We start from the raw sequence: 14,817 nt of genomic DNA, 5'->3' as shown, positions 1-14,817 counted from the left end.
GGTGGACTCATGCATGCGAAGGACATCCTCATCGACGGCTTCAGCCGCATCCGCGAAGAAGTCCACGCCGCGGTCGAGGGTCTGGGACCGGAGGGACTGACCGCCCCTCCCCCGACACCAACTCGATCGCCTGGCTGGTCTGGCACCTCACCCGCGTCCAGGACGACCACATGGCCGACGCCTTCGGCCTGGAACAGGTGTGGCTGTCCCAGGACTGGGAGAAGCGCTTCGGACTCGACCTGCCGCGCCGCGACACGGGTTACGGCCACAGCCCCGCCAAGGTCGCCCGGGTCCGGGTCTACTCGGGCGAGCTGCTGACCGGCTACTACGACGCGGCGCACGAGCAGAGCCTGGACGCCTTGCGGGGTCTGGCCGCCAAGGACCTGGAACGGGTCGTCGACGAGCGCTGGGACCCGCCGGTCACCCTGGGTGTCCGGCTGGTCAGCGTCCTGTCCGACGATCTCCAGCACGTCGGACAGGCCGCCTACCTGCGGGGGCTGCTTCAGAGCGCGGCGGCGTAACCGGGCAGCACCACGTCACGGATGAGGGCGTTGCGCTCGTCGAACGGGATGAACGCGCTCTTGAGGGCGTTGACCGTGACCGTGCGCAGGTCCTCGACGCTCCAGCCGGCCTGCTCGACCAGCAGGGCCATCTCACGGGTCATGGTCGTGCCCGAGACCAGCCGGTTGTCGGTGTTGAGGGTGACGCGGAAGCCGAGGTCCTTCAGCGCGGTGATCGGGTGCTCGGCGATGGAGGTGGCGGCGCCCGTCTGGAGGTTGGACGTCGGGCACATCTCCAGCGCGATGCGCCGGTCGCGCACCCAGCCCGCGAGGCGGCCGAGCTTGCCCGCCGCGAGGTCCGGAATGTCGTCGGTGATCCGCACGCCGTGCCCGATGCGCTGGGCGCCGCACACCTGGAGGGCCTGGTGGATGCTGGGCAGGCCGTGCGCCTCTCCGGCGTGGATGGTGAAGGGCACGTTCTCGCGGCGCAGGTGCTCGAAGGCCGCGAGGTGGTCGGCGGGCGGGAAGCCGTCCTCGGCGCCGGCGATGTCGAAGCCGACGACACCGGCGTCGCGGAACGCCACGGCCAGGTCCGCCGCCTCGCGCACCCGGTCGAACATCCGCATCCCGCACAGCAGGGTGCCGACCCGCACGGGCGTGCCCGCGGCGGCGGCCTTCGCCATGCCCGCCGCGAGGCCCTCCTGGACGGTCTCCACGACCTCGGCCATGGTCAGCTCACCGTTGGTGTTCAGCTCGGGGGCGTAGCGGACCTCGCCGTAGACGACGCCGTCGGCGGCCAGGTCGAGCACGTACTCCTCGGCCGTGCGCAGCAGGCCCTCGCGGGTCTGCATCACGGCGAGGGTGTGCTCGAAGGTGGCTATGTAGCGCACCAGGTCACCGGAGTTGGCGGCCTCGTAGTACCAGGCGGCCAGTTCGTCGGGGTCGGTGGTGGGCAGGGTGTGGCCGACCGCCTCGGCCAGCTCCACCACGGTGGCGGGGCGCAGGCCGCCGTCGAGGTGGTCGTGCAGCACGGCCTTGGGGAGGCGGCGGATCAGGTCGGCGTCTACGCGCGTAGCAGTCATGGCGGGTCTTTCCTCGGGCGGGTCGTTCGTAGCGGTTGGGAAGGGATCAGCCGGCGGGCTGGAGCAGATCCCAGCGGTTGCCGTACAGGTCCTGGAAGACGGCGACGGTGCCGTACGGCTCGTGCCGCGGGTCCTCCAGGAAGGTCACGCCCGCGGCGGTCATCCGGGCGTGGTCGCGGGCGAAGTCGTCGGTATGCAGGAAGAAGCCGACGCGCCCGCCCGTCTGGTCCCCGACCCGGGCGGTCTGAGCCTCCCCCTTGGCCCGGGCCAGCAGCAGGCCGGTGCCGGTTCCCGGGGCGCCGGGTTCGACGACGACCCAGCGGGATCCATCGGGCCGGGGCGCGTCCTCGGCGAGCCGGAACCCGAGAGCGCCGGTGTAGAAGCGGATCGCCTCGTCGTAGTCGTCGACGACGAGGGTGACCAGGGCGATACGTCGCATCGAAGCCTCTCGGAGCGGGCGGTTGACCGGAGAGGTTATACGTAAAACTCCGAGGATGCCAACTACTTGACCGACTCCCGGGTCCGCGACTGTAACTACTAGTATGTACACTCGCGATCAACGACTACCGGAGGTCCCATGCCCCTCGTCCGCATCGACACGCTCCGGGCCGGTCCCGAGCGCCTCGCCGCACTCGGCCGGGCCGTGCACGACGCCCTGACGGAGACCATCGGCATCCCGTCCGACGACCGGTTCCAGGTGCTGACGGACCACGACGGCACGAGCGGCACCCTGCGTCACGACGACTACCTCGGCGTGCACCGCGACGACGGCATCGCGTACGTCGCGATCACCTTGCGGTCCGGCCGCACGCCCGCGCAGAAGCAGGCCCTCCACCGAAGGATCGCCGAGCTGGCCCACACGTACGCGGGCACGGAGCCGCGGAACGTGTTCGTCGTCCTGACGGAGAACGGGGCGGCGGACTGGTCGCTCGGAGAAGGCGTGGCGCAGTACCTCGCCCAGGGGTCCTAGGCCCCGGGCTTAGGGCTGCGGCCGGAGGCGCGCCGTCCCCTCCGGCCGCTAGCGTCCCCTCCATGAAGATCACTGATCCGCCGCGGACCCCGGAGCAGCGCAAGGCGGACCTGTTGGGCCGGATGGAGCGGGAGATCGACATCTGGGTCGCGACGGCGGATGCCGAGGGAGTGCCGTGTCTGGTGCCGCTGTGGTTCGTGTGGCACGACGAGGCCGTGTGGCTGTGCACCCGGCTGACCAACCCGACGGGCCGCAATCTGCGCGACGGCCGCCGCACCCGGCTGGCCCTGGGGGACACCCGGGACGTCGTGCTCGTCGACGGTGAGGTGCGGACCCACACGATGCGGGAGGTGCCGTCGGCGGCGGCCGAGGCGTTCCATGCGAAGACCGGCTGGGATCCGCGCGGGGAGCACGAGTCCTACGCGTTCTTCGAGGTGCGGCCGCGCTCGGTGCAGGCGTGGTGCGAAGTGCGGGAACTGCCTCGCAGGCATCTCATGCGGGAGGGTGTCTGGGCCGTGTGACGCCCGTCAGCAGGCCTTGTGGTGCGCCCGGCCGAGACGGTTCAGCTCCTCGTGCGTGAGGCGGATCGCGCCCGCCGCCACGTTCTCCGCGAGGTGGTCGGGGTTGCCGGTGCCGGGAATGGCGAGGACGTGGGAGCCCTGGTGCAGGGTCCAGGCGATGCGGATCTGGGCGGGGCTCGCGCCATGGGCCCGGGCCACGGCTCGTACGTCCTCGTCGTGGGCCGTGGTCGCGCCCTGCTCGGCGGCCTCGCCCGCGACGGCGTAGAACGGCACGAAGGCGATGCCCTGCTCACCGCAGACGCGGAGCAGTTCGTCGCCGTCGGGATCGGGGCGGTCGAGGGCATACCGGTTCTGGACACAGACCACTGGGGCGATGGCCCGGGCCTCGGCGAGGTGGCGGGTTGTGACGTTGGAGATGCCGAGGTGGTGGATCAGGCCCGCCTCACGCAGCTCCGCGAGGGCGCCGAAGTGCTCGGCGATGGAGTCGTACTTCGGCATCCGGCGCAGGTTGACGACGTCCAGGTGGTCGCGGCCGAGCTGGCGCAGGTTCTCCTCGACGTGGCCGCGCAGGTCCTCGGGTCGGGCCGAGGCGCCCCACTGGCCGTCGTAGGCGCGGTACGGGCCCACCTTGGTGACGATGACCAGTTCCTCGGGGTAGGGCGCGAGGGCGCTGTTGATCAGTTCGTTGGCGGAGCGCAGCGCGGAGAAGTAGAAGGCGGCGGTGTCGATGTGGTTGACGCCGAGGTCGATCGCCCTGCGCAGCACGGCGATCGACCGGTCGCGGTCGCTCGGTATGCCGTGGTGGAAGGCGGCGCTGCCCGTCAGCCGCATCGCGCCGAAGCCGAGGCGGTGGACGGGCAGGTCGCCGAGTCTCCAGGTGCCGGCGGCGTCCGCGGTGACCGTCTGTGAGCTCATCGGCGGAGTGTCACACACGGAACGCGGGCCGGTGTAACCGGTTTACGGATACGTGTACGCGTTGAGGGCGGTGACGGCGGAGGCCGGGTTGCCGCGGTCGTAGTGGTCGACGGCGAGGAAGGTGGGCTTCTTGCGGGCGGCCGGCTGGCAGAACCGCTGCGCCCGGTCGGCGAGTTTGGTGTTGTCGGTGCCGGCCGTGCCGGTGAACGGGACGTCCCGGAAGTGGTTCATGACGAACAGCGGGCGGAAGCCCGGTTCAGTGCGGGTCAGAGGGATGTTGGTGTCGGGTCCGTACCAGCGGCTGTAGCAGGACCAGTCGGAGGTGCCGAGACCCGAGCCCATCGACCAGTAGTTCTCGACGGTCCACTCGGACTGGTACATGACCCCGAAGCTGTCCCGGGTCAGGCCCGCGGCCCGGTCGGCGGCGCGGCTGTGGTCGGTGAAGATCAGCAGCCGGTCGTTCGCGGCGGCCAGCTCGGCCATCGTCGGCCAGCCGTTCTGCCGTACGCCGGTGAGATCGGGCCGGTAGAGCACGTCCGACAGGCCGTTGACCCGGGCGAGTTCGGCGCGCAGCACGGCCGGGTCGACGTAGTCCTCCAGGAAGACGGTGACGACCTGGTCGGGGTGGGCTTTGAGGAAGTCGACCATGCGCTGGAGGTCGACCCACAGGGCGACGGGCCTGCTGACGAGGGTGCAGCTGTTGTGGCAGAGGATGGCGCCGTCGGGGGTCTGGTGGATGTCCAGCATGAATCCACGGACGCCGTCGGCGAGTTGGCGTTCGATGCCGCGGGTCTGGTTGGGCACGAGGTTGACGAAGGGCGGGGCGAAGCCGCCGTCGACGCCGTTGGCGTAGGCGTTGTGCGTGGTGAGGAAGGTGACCTGGTCCAGGGTGCGCCGGTCCTGCGGCGGCATGGGACGGGTGGCGGGAGTGACCGGGGTGAGGTACCAGGCGGCGAGGTCGCCGGACCCGCCGAGGGCGAGCCGGGCCGGGTAGGTGGCGCCGGGCGGCTTGGGCGCGACCGTGAGGTGGCGGGTGGTTCCCGGAGCCTTGAGCGTGTAGCGGTCGGCGCCGATCGGGTCGATCTCCCACCCGGCGTCGGCGCTCGCGCAGGCGACGGTCGCGGCCAGGTCGCCGCTGCGGCCGAGACAGCTGCCGGGCGCGACGGTGTTCTCCAGCAGGTAGGAGGATCCGCTCGGCTTCAGCTGCCACTGCTGGCGGTCCTCGTTGCCGCGGGGTCTGTGCTGCTCGACCGCGCCGCCGTTGTCGGCCGCGTTGAGCCCGGTCGTGACGCTCTGGACGTAGTACGCGCCCGGATCCGGGACGGCGGCGGCCGCGGGCTGGGGGGCCACGACCGCGGCGGCCAGTGCCGCGGTCGTGGCGAGCAGGGCGTGGGGGGTGCGCAGTCGCATGAGGGAGGCCCTTCGGTCGACCGTCAGGTTCATGACACCCCGCATGACACCACGCCGCACGGTGCCGCGTCAGCAGTACAGGTTGCCTCCGGGTGACGTCCCGAGGATCTGCGTGAACCGCTGGTAGTTGTTCACACGGCTCTGCACCTGTGCCGGGTTCTTGCCGTCGCACTCCAGGGAGCCGTTGATGCTGCGGATCGTCTGGCCGAACCCGGCGCCGTTCACCATGGCGTTGTGCGGGGTCATGCTGCCGGGGCCGGTCTGGGTGTTCCAGTACCACAGGGCCGTCTTCCAGGCGACGGCCGAATCGTTCTGCACCAGCCAGGGGTTGTTCAGCAGGTCGATGCCGAGCGCGTCGCCCGCGGCCTTGTAGTTGAAGTTCCAGCTCAGCTGGATCGGGCCGCGCCCGTAGTAGGCGGCCTGCCCGGCGGGACATCCGTAGGGCTGTCCCCAGTCGCAGTAGTGCGGGTAGTTGGCCTGGTTCTGCTCCACCACGTGCACCAGACCGCCGGTCTCGTGGCTGACGTTGGCGAGGAAGGCGGCGGCCTCCTGCTTCTTCACCGTGTCGCTGCCGGTGTTGGCGAAGCCGGGATAGGCGCTCAGGGCCGCGGTGAGACCGCTGTAGCTGTAGAACGCATTCCGGTTCGGGAACATCTGGTTGAACTGCGCCTCGCTCACCACGAAGCGGGCGTTGGGCGTTCCCGGACCGCTGTCGCAGGCGTACGGCTCCCAGTACCAGGTGCTGATGACCGGGTCGTAGCCCGGGTTGGCGTGCTCGGCGATGTACGCCTTGCCGTCGGTGTAGCGGACGATGTCACCGGCGTTGTACGACTTCCCGGCCGTCCAGTTCGGGTAGCTGGAGCAGGCGGCGGCCGAGGCGGCCGAGGCGTTCACGGCGGGCAGCAGCACCGGCGCGGAGCCGGCGAGGGCGAGGGCGGCCAGGGCTGCGGAGATACGGCGTCTCGACACGGGTTCAACTCCTTCGCGGAGCACGGCCGCACCCTGACGAGGGCAGGGCGGAGCAGGCCCTCGACGCACGCACCGGAGGTCCGGTCACGGCGTCGGGGCGGCCGTGGTGGGGGGCTGTGGAGCCACACTCAACCGTGTTGGTCTGTACCAGTCAAGGGTGTAGACCAGTCAGGTCCAGACCTGTCGTGTCCGTGCTGGTCGACGACTTGCCGATCGGCCACGACACGCCCCCGGAGCGGCACCGCGCGCCGCTCGGCCACGAGAATTCCTCCCATGACCACTACACCCCACTCCCCTCACCCCCTTGTCACCGCCGCCCGGCGGCTGGCGCACGAACTCCTCGTCCCGCGGGCCGAGCGCGTCGACCAGGAGGGAGTGCCCGCGAGCCATGTGGAGGCGGTGAAGCGGGCCGGACTGCTGGGGGTGGTCGCGCCGCGGGAGTACGGCGGGGCGGACGCGCCCGTGGCCGTGGCGCGTGAGACCGCGGAGGTCCTGGCCGGGGCGTGCTGCTCCACATGGTTCGTGCAGACACAGCACCACACCCCGGTGAAGCTGCTCAGCACCTGCGACTCCCCCGTCCGGGAGAGGCTGCTGCGCCCGCTGGCGACGGGCGAGTTGATGGCCGGCATCGCGTTCGCCCATGTCCGGGCCTTCCCCCGGGTGCCCGTGCGGGCCGTCGCCGAGGAGGGCGGCTGGCGCTTCGAGGGCCGGGTGCCCTGGTACACGGGCTGGGGGCTGAACGACGTGATACTGCTGGCCGGGGTGACGGACTCGGCCGAGGTGGTGTTCGTGTTCGCCGAGGCCCGCGCACAGCCGGGGCTGACGCCGTCGGCGCCGATGCGGCTCGCGGCCCTCACCGCCGCGCGGACCGTGTCCCTGGAGCTGGACGGCCTGTGGCTTCCGGACGAGTCCGTCGTACTGCGCACCTCCCGGGAGGAGTTCGCCCGGGTCGACCTCCCCCGGGCCGCCAACGCCAGTCCGGCCGTGTTCGGGGTGGCGGACGCGGCGCTGGACCTGGTGGAGCAGGCCCCGGAGGGCGGGGAGACGGCCCGGTCACTGCGGGCCCGGCTCGACGAGGTACGGCAGGAGGCCTACGCCCTGGCCGACCATCCCGCGCCGCAGGACCGCGTCCCGGAACGGCTCGCCGTGAAGACACGGGCGTACGACGTCCTGCGCGCGGCCACGACCGCGGCGATCGTGGCCGGTGGCGGCCGCTCCATGTCCCTCGACAGCCGGGCCCAACGGCTGGCCCGCGAGGGGCTGTTCCTGCTCGTACAGGGCCAGACGGCGGAGGCACGCCGGACACACCTCGGCGCGCTGGCACCGGCTTAGGGGTCCTTGGAGGAGGCGAGCGCGGTCGGGCGGGGCCGAGTGCGGTTTCGGCATCTCGGGTGCGCGCGGACGTGTGCGCCGGGGCCGCCGCCAAGGCCGCCGGGGGCATGGACGCGTGCACGGAAACCGTCCGCCGGCCACACGTCTGCGGCGGCCGTGGCCGTCAGCCGGCCGCCGCTCACACCGAAGCAGCGTGGCGTCGCCGCGTGAGGTCCAGTCGCGTGGTCATGCCATGGATCGCGGCGGTGGGCATCTCCTCGCGGTGAGCGCGAGCGCCTCAGTCGCCGTCCGCCGGGACGACCACGAGGAAGGCGTCGGACTCCAGGTCCATCACGACGGTGGCCGGTTCGCCCTCGGCACGGCAGCGCGCCGCGTACTCCTCCGCGGGCCACGATCCGCGCGGAGACCCCGCCGGGAACCGCTCCAACACCTTCGCACTGATGGCCGCAGTCATGTCCGCTGCCCTCCCCTGTCCCGCACCGCCCGCCGGGGCGCCGTCGATAGATCGCTGTCGTATCCCTGCGGATGCCCCGGATCCGCCTGGACATGTACCGCCGGGTAGATACCGGTACCCGACGCCGGCCTCTACACATAAAGGGAAGATAAGCGCAGAATGACTTTTACGCGGCGTTTACCGCATACCTCACCAGAAGCGGTCGCCCTGCACCACGAAGGAGACGAATCATGGCCAACGTCTCGCCCACCAGAGGGGATATCACCAGCCACCCGGACGCCGGCGAGATGCGGGACCGGTACGCCCGCATGCTCGGCGGCCGCGATGTGGCGCTCGTGGACGGACCGGTGTTCCTGCTCGGTCTGTACTGCGCCGCCTCCCCGTGGATCGTCCACTACACGACCAGCCAGCCGAACCTCGTGACCCACAACCTGATCATGGGCATCGCGATCGGTCTGCTGGCGCTCGGGTTCACTCGCGCTCCGGAGCGCATGTACGGCCTGAGCTGGGCCATGTGCGCGCTCGGGGTGTGGATGATCATCTCGCCGTGGGTCGTCGGCGAAAGCCCGGACGCCGGTGTGGTGTGGAACAACATCATCATCGGTGCACTGGCCGTGATCCTCGGGCTGGTGTGCGCCGGAACCGCGGCGAAGGCCACGCGCAGGCCCTAACGCCCGCCTGAAGGAGACAACGGGCCGGTCCGTGTCCCGGACCGGCCCGTTCCCGTCGGCCGCACAGGGCTCGGTGGCGGGGCCGCCGACCGCGCGCGGTCCATGAGGTCACCGGCCCGGCCGGACCGCGTACTCGTACGGTGTCGTGGTCGTCAGCGGCAGGAATCCGAGCCGTTCCAGGATCGGGCGGCTCCGGCTGGAGGCGTCGACCTGGAGGTAGCGGTAGCCGCGGGCCGCCGCGACCCGGGCCCGGTGGGCCACCAGGGTGCGGTAGACCCCGCGGCCACGCCAGCCCGGGACGGTGCCGCCACCCCACAACCCGGCGAACGGGGTGCCGGGCACGAGTTCCATGCGCGCCGCGCTCACCGGTTCGTCACCGGCCATCGCCACGACGGCGACCACGCCGTCCGGGCCGGACAGCCGGGCGAGGAGCCGCCGGCGCAGCCAGGTGCTGTCGGCGCCGAACGCCTTCTCGTGCACGTCGGCCACGAGATCGACGCCCGCCGGGTCGGTGACCTGCACGACGCGCACGCCCTCGGGCGGTGCGGCGTCGAGGGCCGGACCGGTCGCCTCGCCGATCATCACCGTCTCCTCGGGCGCGGGGGTGAACCCGGCCGCGCGCAGCCGCCGCCCGAGGTCCGCCGGCCGGTCGTGCCCGTACAGCTTCCACTCGAAGTCGAGGCCGAGACCGGTGTAGTGCCCGATCTGCGCCGCGATCGCCGCGTCCGCTCCCGCCTCGTCCAGGGCGGACCACAGCACGCCGTTCCAGCCCGGCTCCGGGGCGACCTGGCGGACGACGTCGCCGGTCCGCTCGACGCGGGCGTCGGGGCTGTCCGGCCGCGCTCCCTCGCGCAGCTCGCGGTCGATCAGGGTGAGCAGCTCGGCATGATCCATGGACAGACCTCAGCAGCCGCCGTGCGGCCCGGCAAAGGATTTTCCGAACCGGCGCCGCGCACCCCGACCCGGGGCTTCGTTCCTTTCCCCCCGGTGCCCCGGCACCGTAGGGTCCTGTAGATCACGTCGTCACCGGAAAGGCCGCCCCCATGGTCGTGAAGGACACGGAACTGCCGCATCTGCGGCGCTGCGTGGAACTGGCCGCCGAGGCCCTGGAGTCCGGGGACGAGCCCTTCGGGTCGGTCCTGGTGGGCGGGGACGGCACCGTCCTCGCCGAGGACCACAACCGGGTGGCCTCGGGCGACCGCACCCGGCATCCCGAGTTCGAGCTGGCGCGCTGGTCCGCGGCGCACCTCACGCCCGGGGAGAGGGCCGCCGCCACCGTCTACACCTCCGGCGAGCACTGCCCGATGTGTGCGGCCGCGCATGCCTGGGTCGGTCTCGGGCGCATCGTCTACGTCGCCTCGTCCGAGCAACTCGGCTCGTGGCTGTCGGAGTTGGGAGTCCCCGCCGCACCGGTGCGAGCACTCCCCGTACAGGAGGTCGCACCCGGGGTGACCGTGGACGGCCCGGTGCCCGAACTGACCGCGCGGATCAAGGAGTTGCACGCCAGGTTCCACCGGGGTCGCGGCTGAGACACCGGCCTGGAGGGGTGAGGACGCCCCGGCGGGCACGCGCCCGAGGTGCCGCCCGAGATGCAGGGCCGCTCGGACGAACCTACGATCGATTCCAGTTGACCCAGGTGTAAGACCAGGCACCCGCCCCGGTCTCCCCGATGGGGGGAGGCACATGTCCTCGCTGCCGGCACGTCGGCTCGTTCCCGTCTACATCACGGTGGTCGCGGTCGTCACCGTCGTGTACATGACCGTCCCGGTGATGGTTCCCGTCATGTGGGCCGTGATGGGGCTGGCCGGAGTCGCCGCCATCGTGATCGGTACACGTCTGTACCGGCCCGCCCATCAATGGCCCTGGTGGATGCTGGCGGCAGGCCTGCTCGTCTTCATCGCGGGTGACACGTACTACTTCGTGATGGAGCAGTACCTGGGGGCCTCCAACCCGTTCCCGTCCCCGGCCGACGCCTGCTACCTGGCGATGTATCCGCTCATCGCGATCGGCCTGTCGGGGCTGGTGCGCCACCGGTGGGCCGACCGCGACCTGCCGAGCCTGCTCGACGCGCTGATCGTCACCGCCGGCCTCGCGCTGCCCGTCTGGGTCTACCTGGTGCAACCGCTGACCGTGGTGCAGGGCATGACCTGGCAGCAGCGCGCCATCAGCATCGCCTACCCCCTCGGCGACATCCTCGTGCTGGCCCTGCTGGTCCGGCTGCTCACCCCCAGCCCGCTCCACGGATCCAACCGCGCCGTACGGCTGCTGGTCGCCGGCACGGTGACCCTGCTCGTCACCGACATCGCCTACGGAATCCTGCAGCTGTACGACGTGTGGGAGACCGGCAGCCTGCTGGATCTCGGCTGGGTCGCCTTCTACACCGCCTGGGGCCTGGCGGCGCTGCATCCGTCCATGGTGGAGCTGACGGCTTCCGTGCCGCAGCGGGAGTCCCTGCTGCCGCCACCACGCAGGCTGGTCATGCTCGCCGTGGCCACGCTCATCGCGCCGGGGATCCTGCTCTGGGAGGGCCTGAGCGGCCATACCCGGGACGCCGCCGTGATCGCGGCCTTCTCGGGCGTGCTGTTCCTGCTGGTGATCGCGCGGCTGGCGGGGATGGTCGTGGCGCACCGGCACGCGGTGACGCGCGAACTCGCCCTGCGGGAAGCCGCCGCGTCGCTGGTCTCCGCCTTCCGCCAGGAGGAGGTCGACCAGTCCTGCCGCAAGGCGGTGGACCACCTGATGGGCCCGGACGTACCGCACCGGACCATGCTGCTGCCGACGGCGCAGGCGGCCGACCTGAGCGCCCGCGGCACCCGGCTGGTGAGCCCGGCCGCCCTCGCCCCCGAGATCGCCGCCGGGCTGAACGGCCTGCCGTCGGTCCTGGCGTGCCCCATGACGCAGCCGGACCGGCCGACCGGAGACGTGCCGGGCACCCTGCTGGTCGCCGCCCCCGAACGGCAGCTCAACGAGACCTGGGGCTCCCTGGAGATCCTGGCCTCCCACGCGGGCCTGGCCATGGAGCGGGTCTCGCTGCGCCAGGAGGTGGTCCGGCGCGAGAACGAGGCGTACTTCCGCACCCTCGTCCGCAACACCTCCGACGTGATCCTGATCCTGGAGGACAACGACACCATCCGGTACGCCAGCCCGTCCGCACGGAGCGTGTTCGGCACCGACGACCTCGTCGGCGTGCCGCTGCCCGAGCTGGTGGACCCGGGGGACCGGGAGCGGGCGGCGCGCGGGCTGACCGCCGTACGGGAGCGGGGGTCGGGGGCCGGGCACGACCACTGGTGGGTACGGCGCCGGGAGGCGCGTGTCGAGGTGGAGGTCCGCTTCAGCGACTTCCGGGACGAGCGGACCGTGTCCGGCCTGGTGGTGACCCTGCGGGACGTCACCGAGCAGCGGCGGCTGGAGCAGGAGCTGACCCAGCGGGCCTTCCACGACTCGCTCACCGGCCTGCCCAACCGGACGCTGCTGCTGGAGCGGATCGAGCGCGCCCTGCTGCGCGGGCGGCGCGAGTCGTCCCTGACCTGTCTGCTCTTCATCGACCTCGACGACTTCAAACTGGTCAACGACACGATGGGGCACCGTGCGGGCGACCAGCTGCTGGTCGCGGTCGGCAACCGGCTGTCCAGGGCGCTGCGGCGCACCGACACCGCGGCCCGGCTCGGCGGGGACGAGTTCGCCGTGCTCATGGAGGACGCCAAGCAGCCCCTGGACGCCGAACTGCTGGCCGCCCAGGTGATCCAGACGCTGAGCCGCCCCTTCGACCTGGCCGACGAGTCGGTGCCGGTGTCCGCCAGCGTGGGCGTTGCCACCGCGCGCGACAGCACGGACGCCGAGGAACTGCTGGGCCATGCCGACCTGGCGCTGTACGCGGCGAAGGCGGCGGGCAAGCGGCAGTGGCGCCGCTTCAAGCCGCTGCTGCGCAGCCGCATGGTCGAGCGGCACGATCTGCAGTCGCAGCTGGCCCAGGCGGTCGCCGACAAGGCGTTCGCGCTGCGCTACCAGCCGGTCGTGGACATCACGGCGGGCGAGGTCGTCGGGTTCGAGGCGTTGGTGCGGTGGCCGCACGAGCAGCGGCCGCCCGTCATGCCGGACCAGTTCATCGGCCTGGCCGAGGAGACCGGGCACATCGCGCCGCTGGGCTCGTGGGTGCTGGAGAACGCGGTCAGCGACATCGTGAACCTGCAGCACCTGCCCGGGCCCGCCCGTCCGCCGTACGTCAGTGTGAACGTCTCGGCCCGGCAGTTCCGCGACGCCGGGTTCATCGAGCAGGTCGGGGAGGCGCTGAGCACACCGGGCCTGGAGCCGGGATCGCTCCAGCTGGAGCTGACCGAGACGGTGCTGCTGCACCGCGACGACCGGCTCCAGACGGTACTGACCACGCTGAAGGACCTCGGGGTGCACATCGCCGTCGACGACTTCGGCACCGGCTTCTCCTCGCTGCGCTATCTGCGGGACTTCCCCATCGACGTGCTGAAGATCGACAAGTCGTTCATCGACGACATCGCGCGCGACGCCCAGCAGGTCGCCCTGGTCGAGGGCATCGTGCGGATCGCCGACACGCTGGGCCTTCAGGTCATCGCCGAGGGCATCGAGGACGCCGCGCAGCGGGATCTGCTGGCGAGCATGGGATGCCGGTTCGGGCAGGGCTTCCTGTTCGCCCGGCCGATGACGGTGGAGCAGAGCGCGCACGTGCTGCGCGAGCCGAGCGCCCGTCCGTTCGCGTCGCCCCACACGCCGCGCCCCCGGGTGGACGCCGCCCGGGGACGCCGGGAGGCGCGCTGGGCGGACCTGGAGCATCTGCGGCGCACCAGCCCGATGAGCGACGCCGTCCTGGACGAGGTGCGCGGGCGGCACATCCGCAGCGGCGACCACTGGCTGATCGACTTCGCGTCGTGCAACTACCTGGGTTTCGACTGGGACCCGGAGGTCATGGAGGCGGTCGATCCCGCGGTCCGCCGGTGGGGCACGCACCCCAGCTGGTCGCGGCTGCTGGGCAGCCCCCGGCTGTACCCCGACATCGAGGAACGGCTGGCCGCGCTGCTGGGCGCGCAGGACACCCTGCTGCTGCCCACGCTGACGCTGGTGCACTCCTCGGTGATCCCGGCGCTCGCCCAGGACGGGCACGTCTTCGTGGAGGCGACCGCGCACCGCACGGTCTACGACGGCTGTGTGGTGGCCCGGGCGCAGGGCGCGACCCTGCACCGCTTCCACGCCGACCGGCTCGACGACCTGCGCACCCAGCTGGCCGGGACACCGCCGGGGACACCGCGGCTGGTGTGCCTGGACGGCGTCAACAGCATGAGCGGCAACATCCCCGACCTGCCCTCCCTGGCGTCGGTGTGCCGTTCCGAGGGGGCGACGCTGTACGTGGACGACGCGCACGGATTCGGAGTCATCGGGGAGCGCGATCCGGCCGAGACGTGCCCGTACGGCATGCGCGGCAACTGCGTGGTGCGGCACACCGGGGAGTCGTACGAGGGGGTCGTGCTGGTGGGCGGGTTCTCGAAGGCGTACTCGTCGTTGCTGGCGTTCCTCGCGCTGCCGTCGGAGCTCAAGAACCGGCTGAAGACGCTGGCGGCGCCCTATCTGTACTCGGGGCCGTCGCCGACGGCGTCCCTGGCGACCGCGCTCGCCGGGCTGGACGTCAACGAGCGCCGGGGGGACGCGATCCGGGCCGACCTGTACCGCAAGACGGTCCGGGTGCTCGACCATCTGGACGGCATGGGGGTGAACACCCTCAACTCGGACCGGCTTCCGATCGTGGAGGTGCCGCTGGCGAACCCGGCCGACCTGGACGCGGTCGCCGCGTTCCTGTGGGAGGAGGGCGTCTATGTGACGCTGGCCGCCTATCCGCTGGTCCCCCGGGACCGGGTGGGGTTCCGCGTCCAGCTCACCGCTCTCAACTCCGACGAGGACATCGACCATCTGAACGGGACCATGAACCGGTTGGCCGAGCGGTTCCCGCTGCGGATGAAGGGCTAGCCGGC

13 protein-coding genes and 1 pseudogene are annotated in these 14,817 nt (G+C 71.7%); 7 read left to right on the top strand and 7 right to left on the bottom strand.

Annotated features, from left to right (window positions below; genetic code table 11):
• Positions 1 to 9 precede the first annotated feature (9 nt).
• A pseudogene (locus ACFZDE_RS03175) lies at positions 10 to 521 on the top strand (DUF664 domain-containing protein).
• On the opposite strand, the gene ACFZDE_RS03170 reads toward ACFZDE_RS03175, so the two are convergent.
• Together ACFZDE_RS03170 and ACFZDE_RS03165 are read right to left on the bottom strand one after the other, a co-directional pair.
• The gene (locus ACFZDE_RS03170; RefSeq protein ID WP_390990600.1) at positions 503 to 1,582 is read right to left on the bottom strand and encodes an adenosine deaminase; all 1,080 of its coding nucleotides are present in this window, start codon (positions 1,580 to 1,582) and stop codon (positions 503 to 505) included. The pseudogene ACFZDE_RS03175 and the gene ACFZDE_RS03170 overlap by 19 nt on opposite strands.
• Positions 1,583 to 1,628: 46 nt before the next feature.
• Complete coding sequence (locus ACFZDE_RS03165; RefSeq protein WP_391196903.1) at positions 1,629 to 2,021, bottom strand: VOC family protein; 393 nt, start codon at positions 2,019 to 2,021, stop codon at positions 1,629 to 1,631.
• 138 nt (positions 2,022 to 2,159) lie between these two features.
• Here ACFZDE_RS03165 and ACFZDE_RS03160 point away from each other — a divergent pair, with 138 nt between their 5' ends.
• Complete coding sequence (locus tag ACFZDE_RS03160; protein WP_391196901.1) at positions 2,160 to 2,552, top strand: tautomerase family protein; 393 nt, start codon at positions 2,160 to 2,162, stop codon at positions 2,550 to 2,552.
• A 62-nt stretch (positions 2,553 to 2,614) separates the two neighbouring features.
• Complete coding sequence (locus ACFZDE_RS03155) at positions 2,615 to 3,073, top strand: pyridoxamine 5'-phosphate oxidase family protein (RefSeq protein WP_391196899.1); 459 nt, start codon at positions 2,615 to 2,617, stop codon at positions 3,071 to 3,073.
• Positions 3,074 to 3,079: 6 nt separating this feature from the next.
• Here the strand turns inward: ACFZDE_RS03155 and ACFZDE_RS03150 are convergent, their stop codons facing one another.
• The 3 genes from ACFZDE_RS03150 to ACFZDE_RS03140 all read right to left on the bottom strand — a co-directional run bounded on the left by ACFZDE_RS03150 (position 3,080) and on the right by ACFZDE_RS03140 (position 6,367).
• On the bottom strand, positions 3,080 to 3,988 hold the full coding sequence (locus tag ACFZDE_RS03150) for an oxidoreductase (protein WP_391196896.1): 909 nt from the start codon (positions 3,986 to 3,988) through the stop codon (positions 3,080 to 3,082).
• Between the two features lie 42 nt (positions 3,989 to 4,030).
• Positions 4,031 to 5,392, bottom strand: a complete 1,362-nt coding sequence (locus tag ACFZDE_RS03145) for a phospholipase (RefSeq protein ID WP_391197449.1) — start codon at positions 5,390 to 5,392, stop codon at positions 4,031 to 4,033.
• 75 nt (positions 5,393 to 5,467) lie between these two features.
• Entirely contained in the window at positions 5,468 to 6,367 is a 900-nt protein-coding gene (locus tag ACFZDE_RS03140) for a glycoside hydrolase family 19 protein (RefSeq protein WP_391196894.1), read from the bottom strand.
• A gap of 273 nt (positions 6,368 to 6,640) precedes the next feature.
• Here ACFZDE_RS03140 and ACFZDE_RS03135 point away from each other — a divergent pair, with 273 nt between their 5' ends.
• Positions 6,641 to 7,699: an acyl-CoA dehydrogenase family protein gene (locus ACFZDE_RS03135; protein ID WP_391196892.1), complete on the top strand. Its 1,059-nt coding sequence runs from the start codon at positions 6,641 to 6,643 to the stop codon at positions 7,697 to 7,699.
• Positions 7,700 to 7,976: 277 nt separating this feature from the next.
• Here ACFZDE_RS03135 and ACFZDE_RS03130 read toward each other — a convergent pair whose 3' ends face one another.
• Entirely contained in the window at positions 7,977 to 8,153 is a 177-nt protein-coding gene (locus ACFZDE_RS03130; RefSeq protein ID WP_390990618.1) for a hypothetical protein, read from the bottom strand.
• 230 nt (positions 8,154 to 8,383) lie between these two features.
• On the opposite strand from ACFZDE_RS03130, the gene ACFZDE_RS03125 reads away from it, so the two are divergent.
• Positions 8,384 to 8,824 (top strand): SPW repeat protein, encoded by a 441-nt coding sequence (locus ACFZDE_RS03125; protein WP_390990621.1) that lies wholly within the window; start codon positions 8,384 to 8,386, stop codon positions 8,822 to 8,824.
• 108 nt (positions 8,825 to 8,932) lie between these two features.
• Here ACFZDE_RS03125 and ACFZDE_RS03120 read toward each other — a convergent pair whose 3' ends face one another.
• Positions 8,933 to 9,718, bottom strand: coding sequence for a GNAT family N-acetyltransferase (locus ACFZDE_RS03120; RefSeq protein ID WP_391196890.1), 786 nt, complete (start codon positions 9,716 to 9,718; stop codon positions 8,933 to 8,935).
• Positions 9,719 to 9,867: 149 nt separating this feature from the next.
• Here ACFZDE_RS03120 and ACFZDE_RS03115 point away from each other — a divergent pair, with 149 nt between their 5' ends.
• Both ACFZDE_RS03115 and ACFZDE_RS03110 read left to right on the top strand, forming a co-directional pair.
• Positions 9,868 to 10,353, top strand: coding sequence for a deaminase (locus ACFZDE_RS03115; protein ID WP_391196887.1), 486 nt, complete (start codon positions 9,868 to 9,870; stop codon positions 10,351 to 10,353).
• Between the two features lie 154 nt (positions 10,354 to 10,507).
• Positions 10,508 to 14,812, top strand: a complete 4,305-nt coding sequence (locus ACFZDE_RS03110; protein ID WP_391196884.1) for an aminotransferase class I/II-fold pyridoxal phosphate-dependent enzyme — start codon at positions 10,508 to 10,510, stop codon at positions 14,810 to 14,812.
• Positions 14,813 to 14,817 lie beyond the last annotated feature (5 nt).

The sequence above is a fragment of the Streptomyces sp. NPDC007929 genome (genome assembly GCF_042959065.1).
GTDB lineage: Bacteria > Actinomycetota > Actinomycetes > Streptomycetales > Streptomycetaceae > Streptomyces.
The sequence above is the reverse complement of the archived record's forward strand: the minus strand, read 5'-3'. Positions and strand labels throughout refer to the sequence as shown.

Bases quoted from the DNA above. Each gene is read 5' to 3' on its own strand.
- ACFZDE_RS03135 (WP_391196892.1), top strand. From the start codon at position 6,641: ATGACCACTACACCCCACTCCCCTCACCCCCTTGTCACCGCCGCCCGG.
- ACFZDE_RS03150 (WP_391196896.1), bottom strand. From the start codon at position 3,988: ATGAGCTCACAGACGGTCACCGCGGACGCCGCCGGCACCTGGAGACTC.
- ACFZDE_RS03110 (WP_391196884.1), top strand. From the start codon at position 10,508: ATGTCCTCGCTGCCGGCACGTCGGCTCGTTCCCGTCTACATCACGGTG.
- ACFZDE_RS03160 (WP_391196901.1), top strand. From the start codon at position 2,160: ATGCCCCTCGTCCGCATCGACACGCTCCGGGCCGGTCCCGAGCGCCTC.
- ACFZDE_RS03120 (WP_391196890.1), bottom strand. From the start codon at position 9,718: ATGGATCATGCCGAGCTGCTCACCCTGATCGACCGCGAGCTGCGCGAG.
- ACFZDE_RS03165 (WP_391196903.1), bottom strand. From the start codon at position 2,021: ATGCGACGTATCGCCCTGGTCACCCTCGTCGTCGACGACTACGACGAG.
- ACFZDE_RS03155 (WP_391196899.1), top strand. From the start codon at position 2,615: ATGAAGATCACTGATCCGCCGCGGACCCCGGAGCAGCGCAAGGCGGAC.
- ACFZDE_RS03170 (WP_390990600.1), bottom strand. From the start codon at position 1,582: ATGACTGCTACGCGCGTAGACGCCGACCTGATCCGCCGCCTCCCCAAG.
- ACFZDE_RS03130 (WP_390990618.1), bottom strand. From the start codon at position 8,153: ATGACTGCGGCCATCAGTGCGAAGGTGTTGGAGCGGTTCCCGGCGGGG.
- ACFZDE_RS03115 (WP_391196887.1), top strand. From the start codon at position 9,868: ATGGTCGTGAAGGACACGGAACTGCCGCATCTGCGGCGCTGCGTGGAA.
- ACFZDE_RS03125 (WP_390990621.1), top strand. From the start codon at position 8,384: ATGGCCAACGTCTCGCCCACCAGAGGGGATATCACCAGCCACCCGGAC.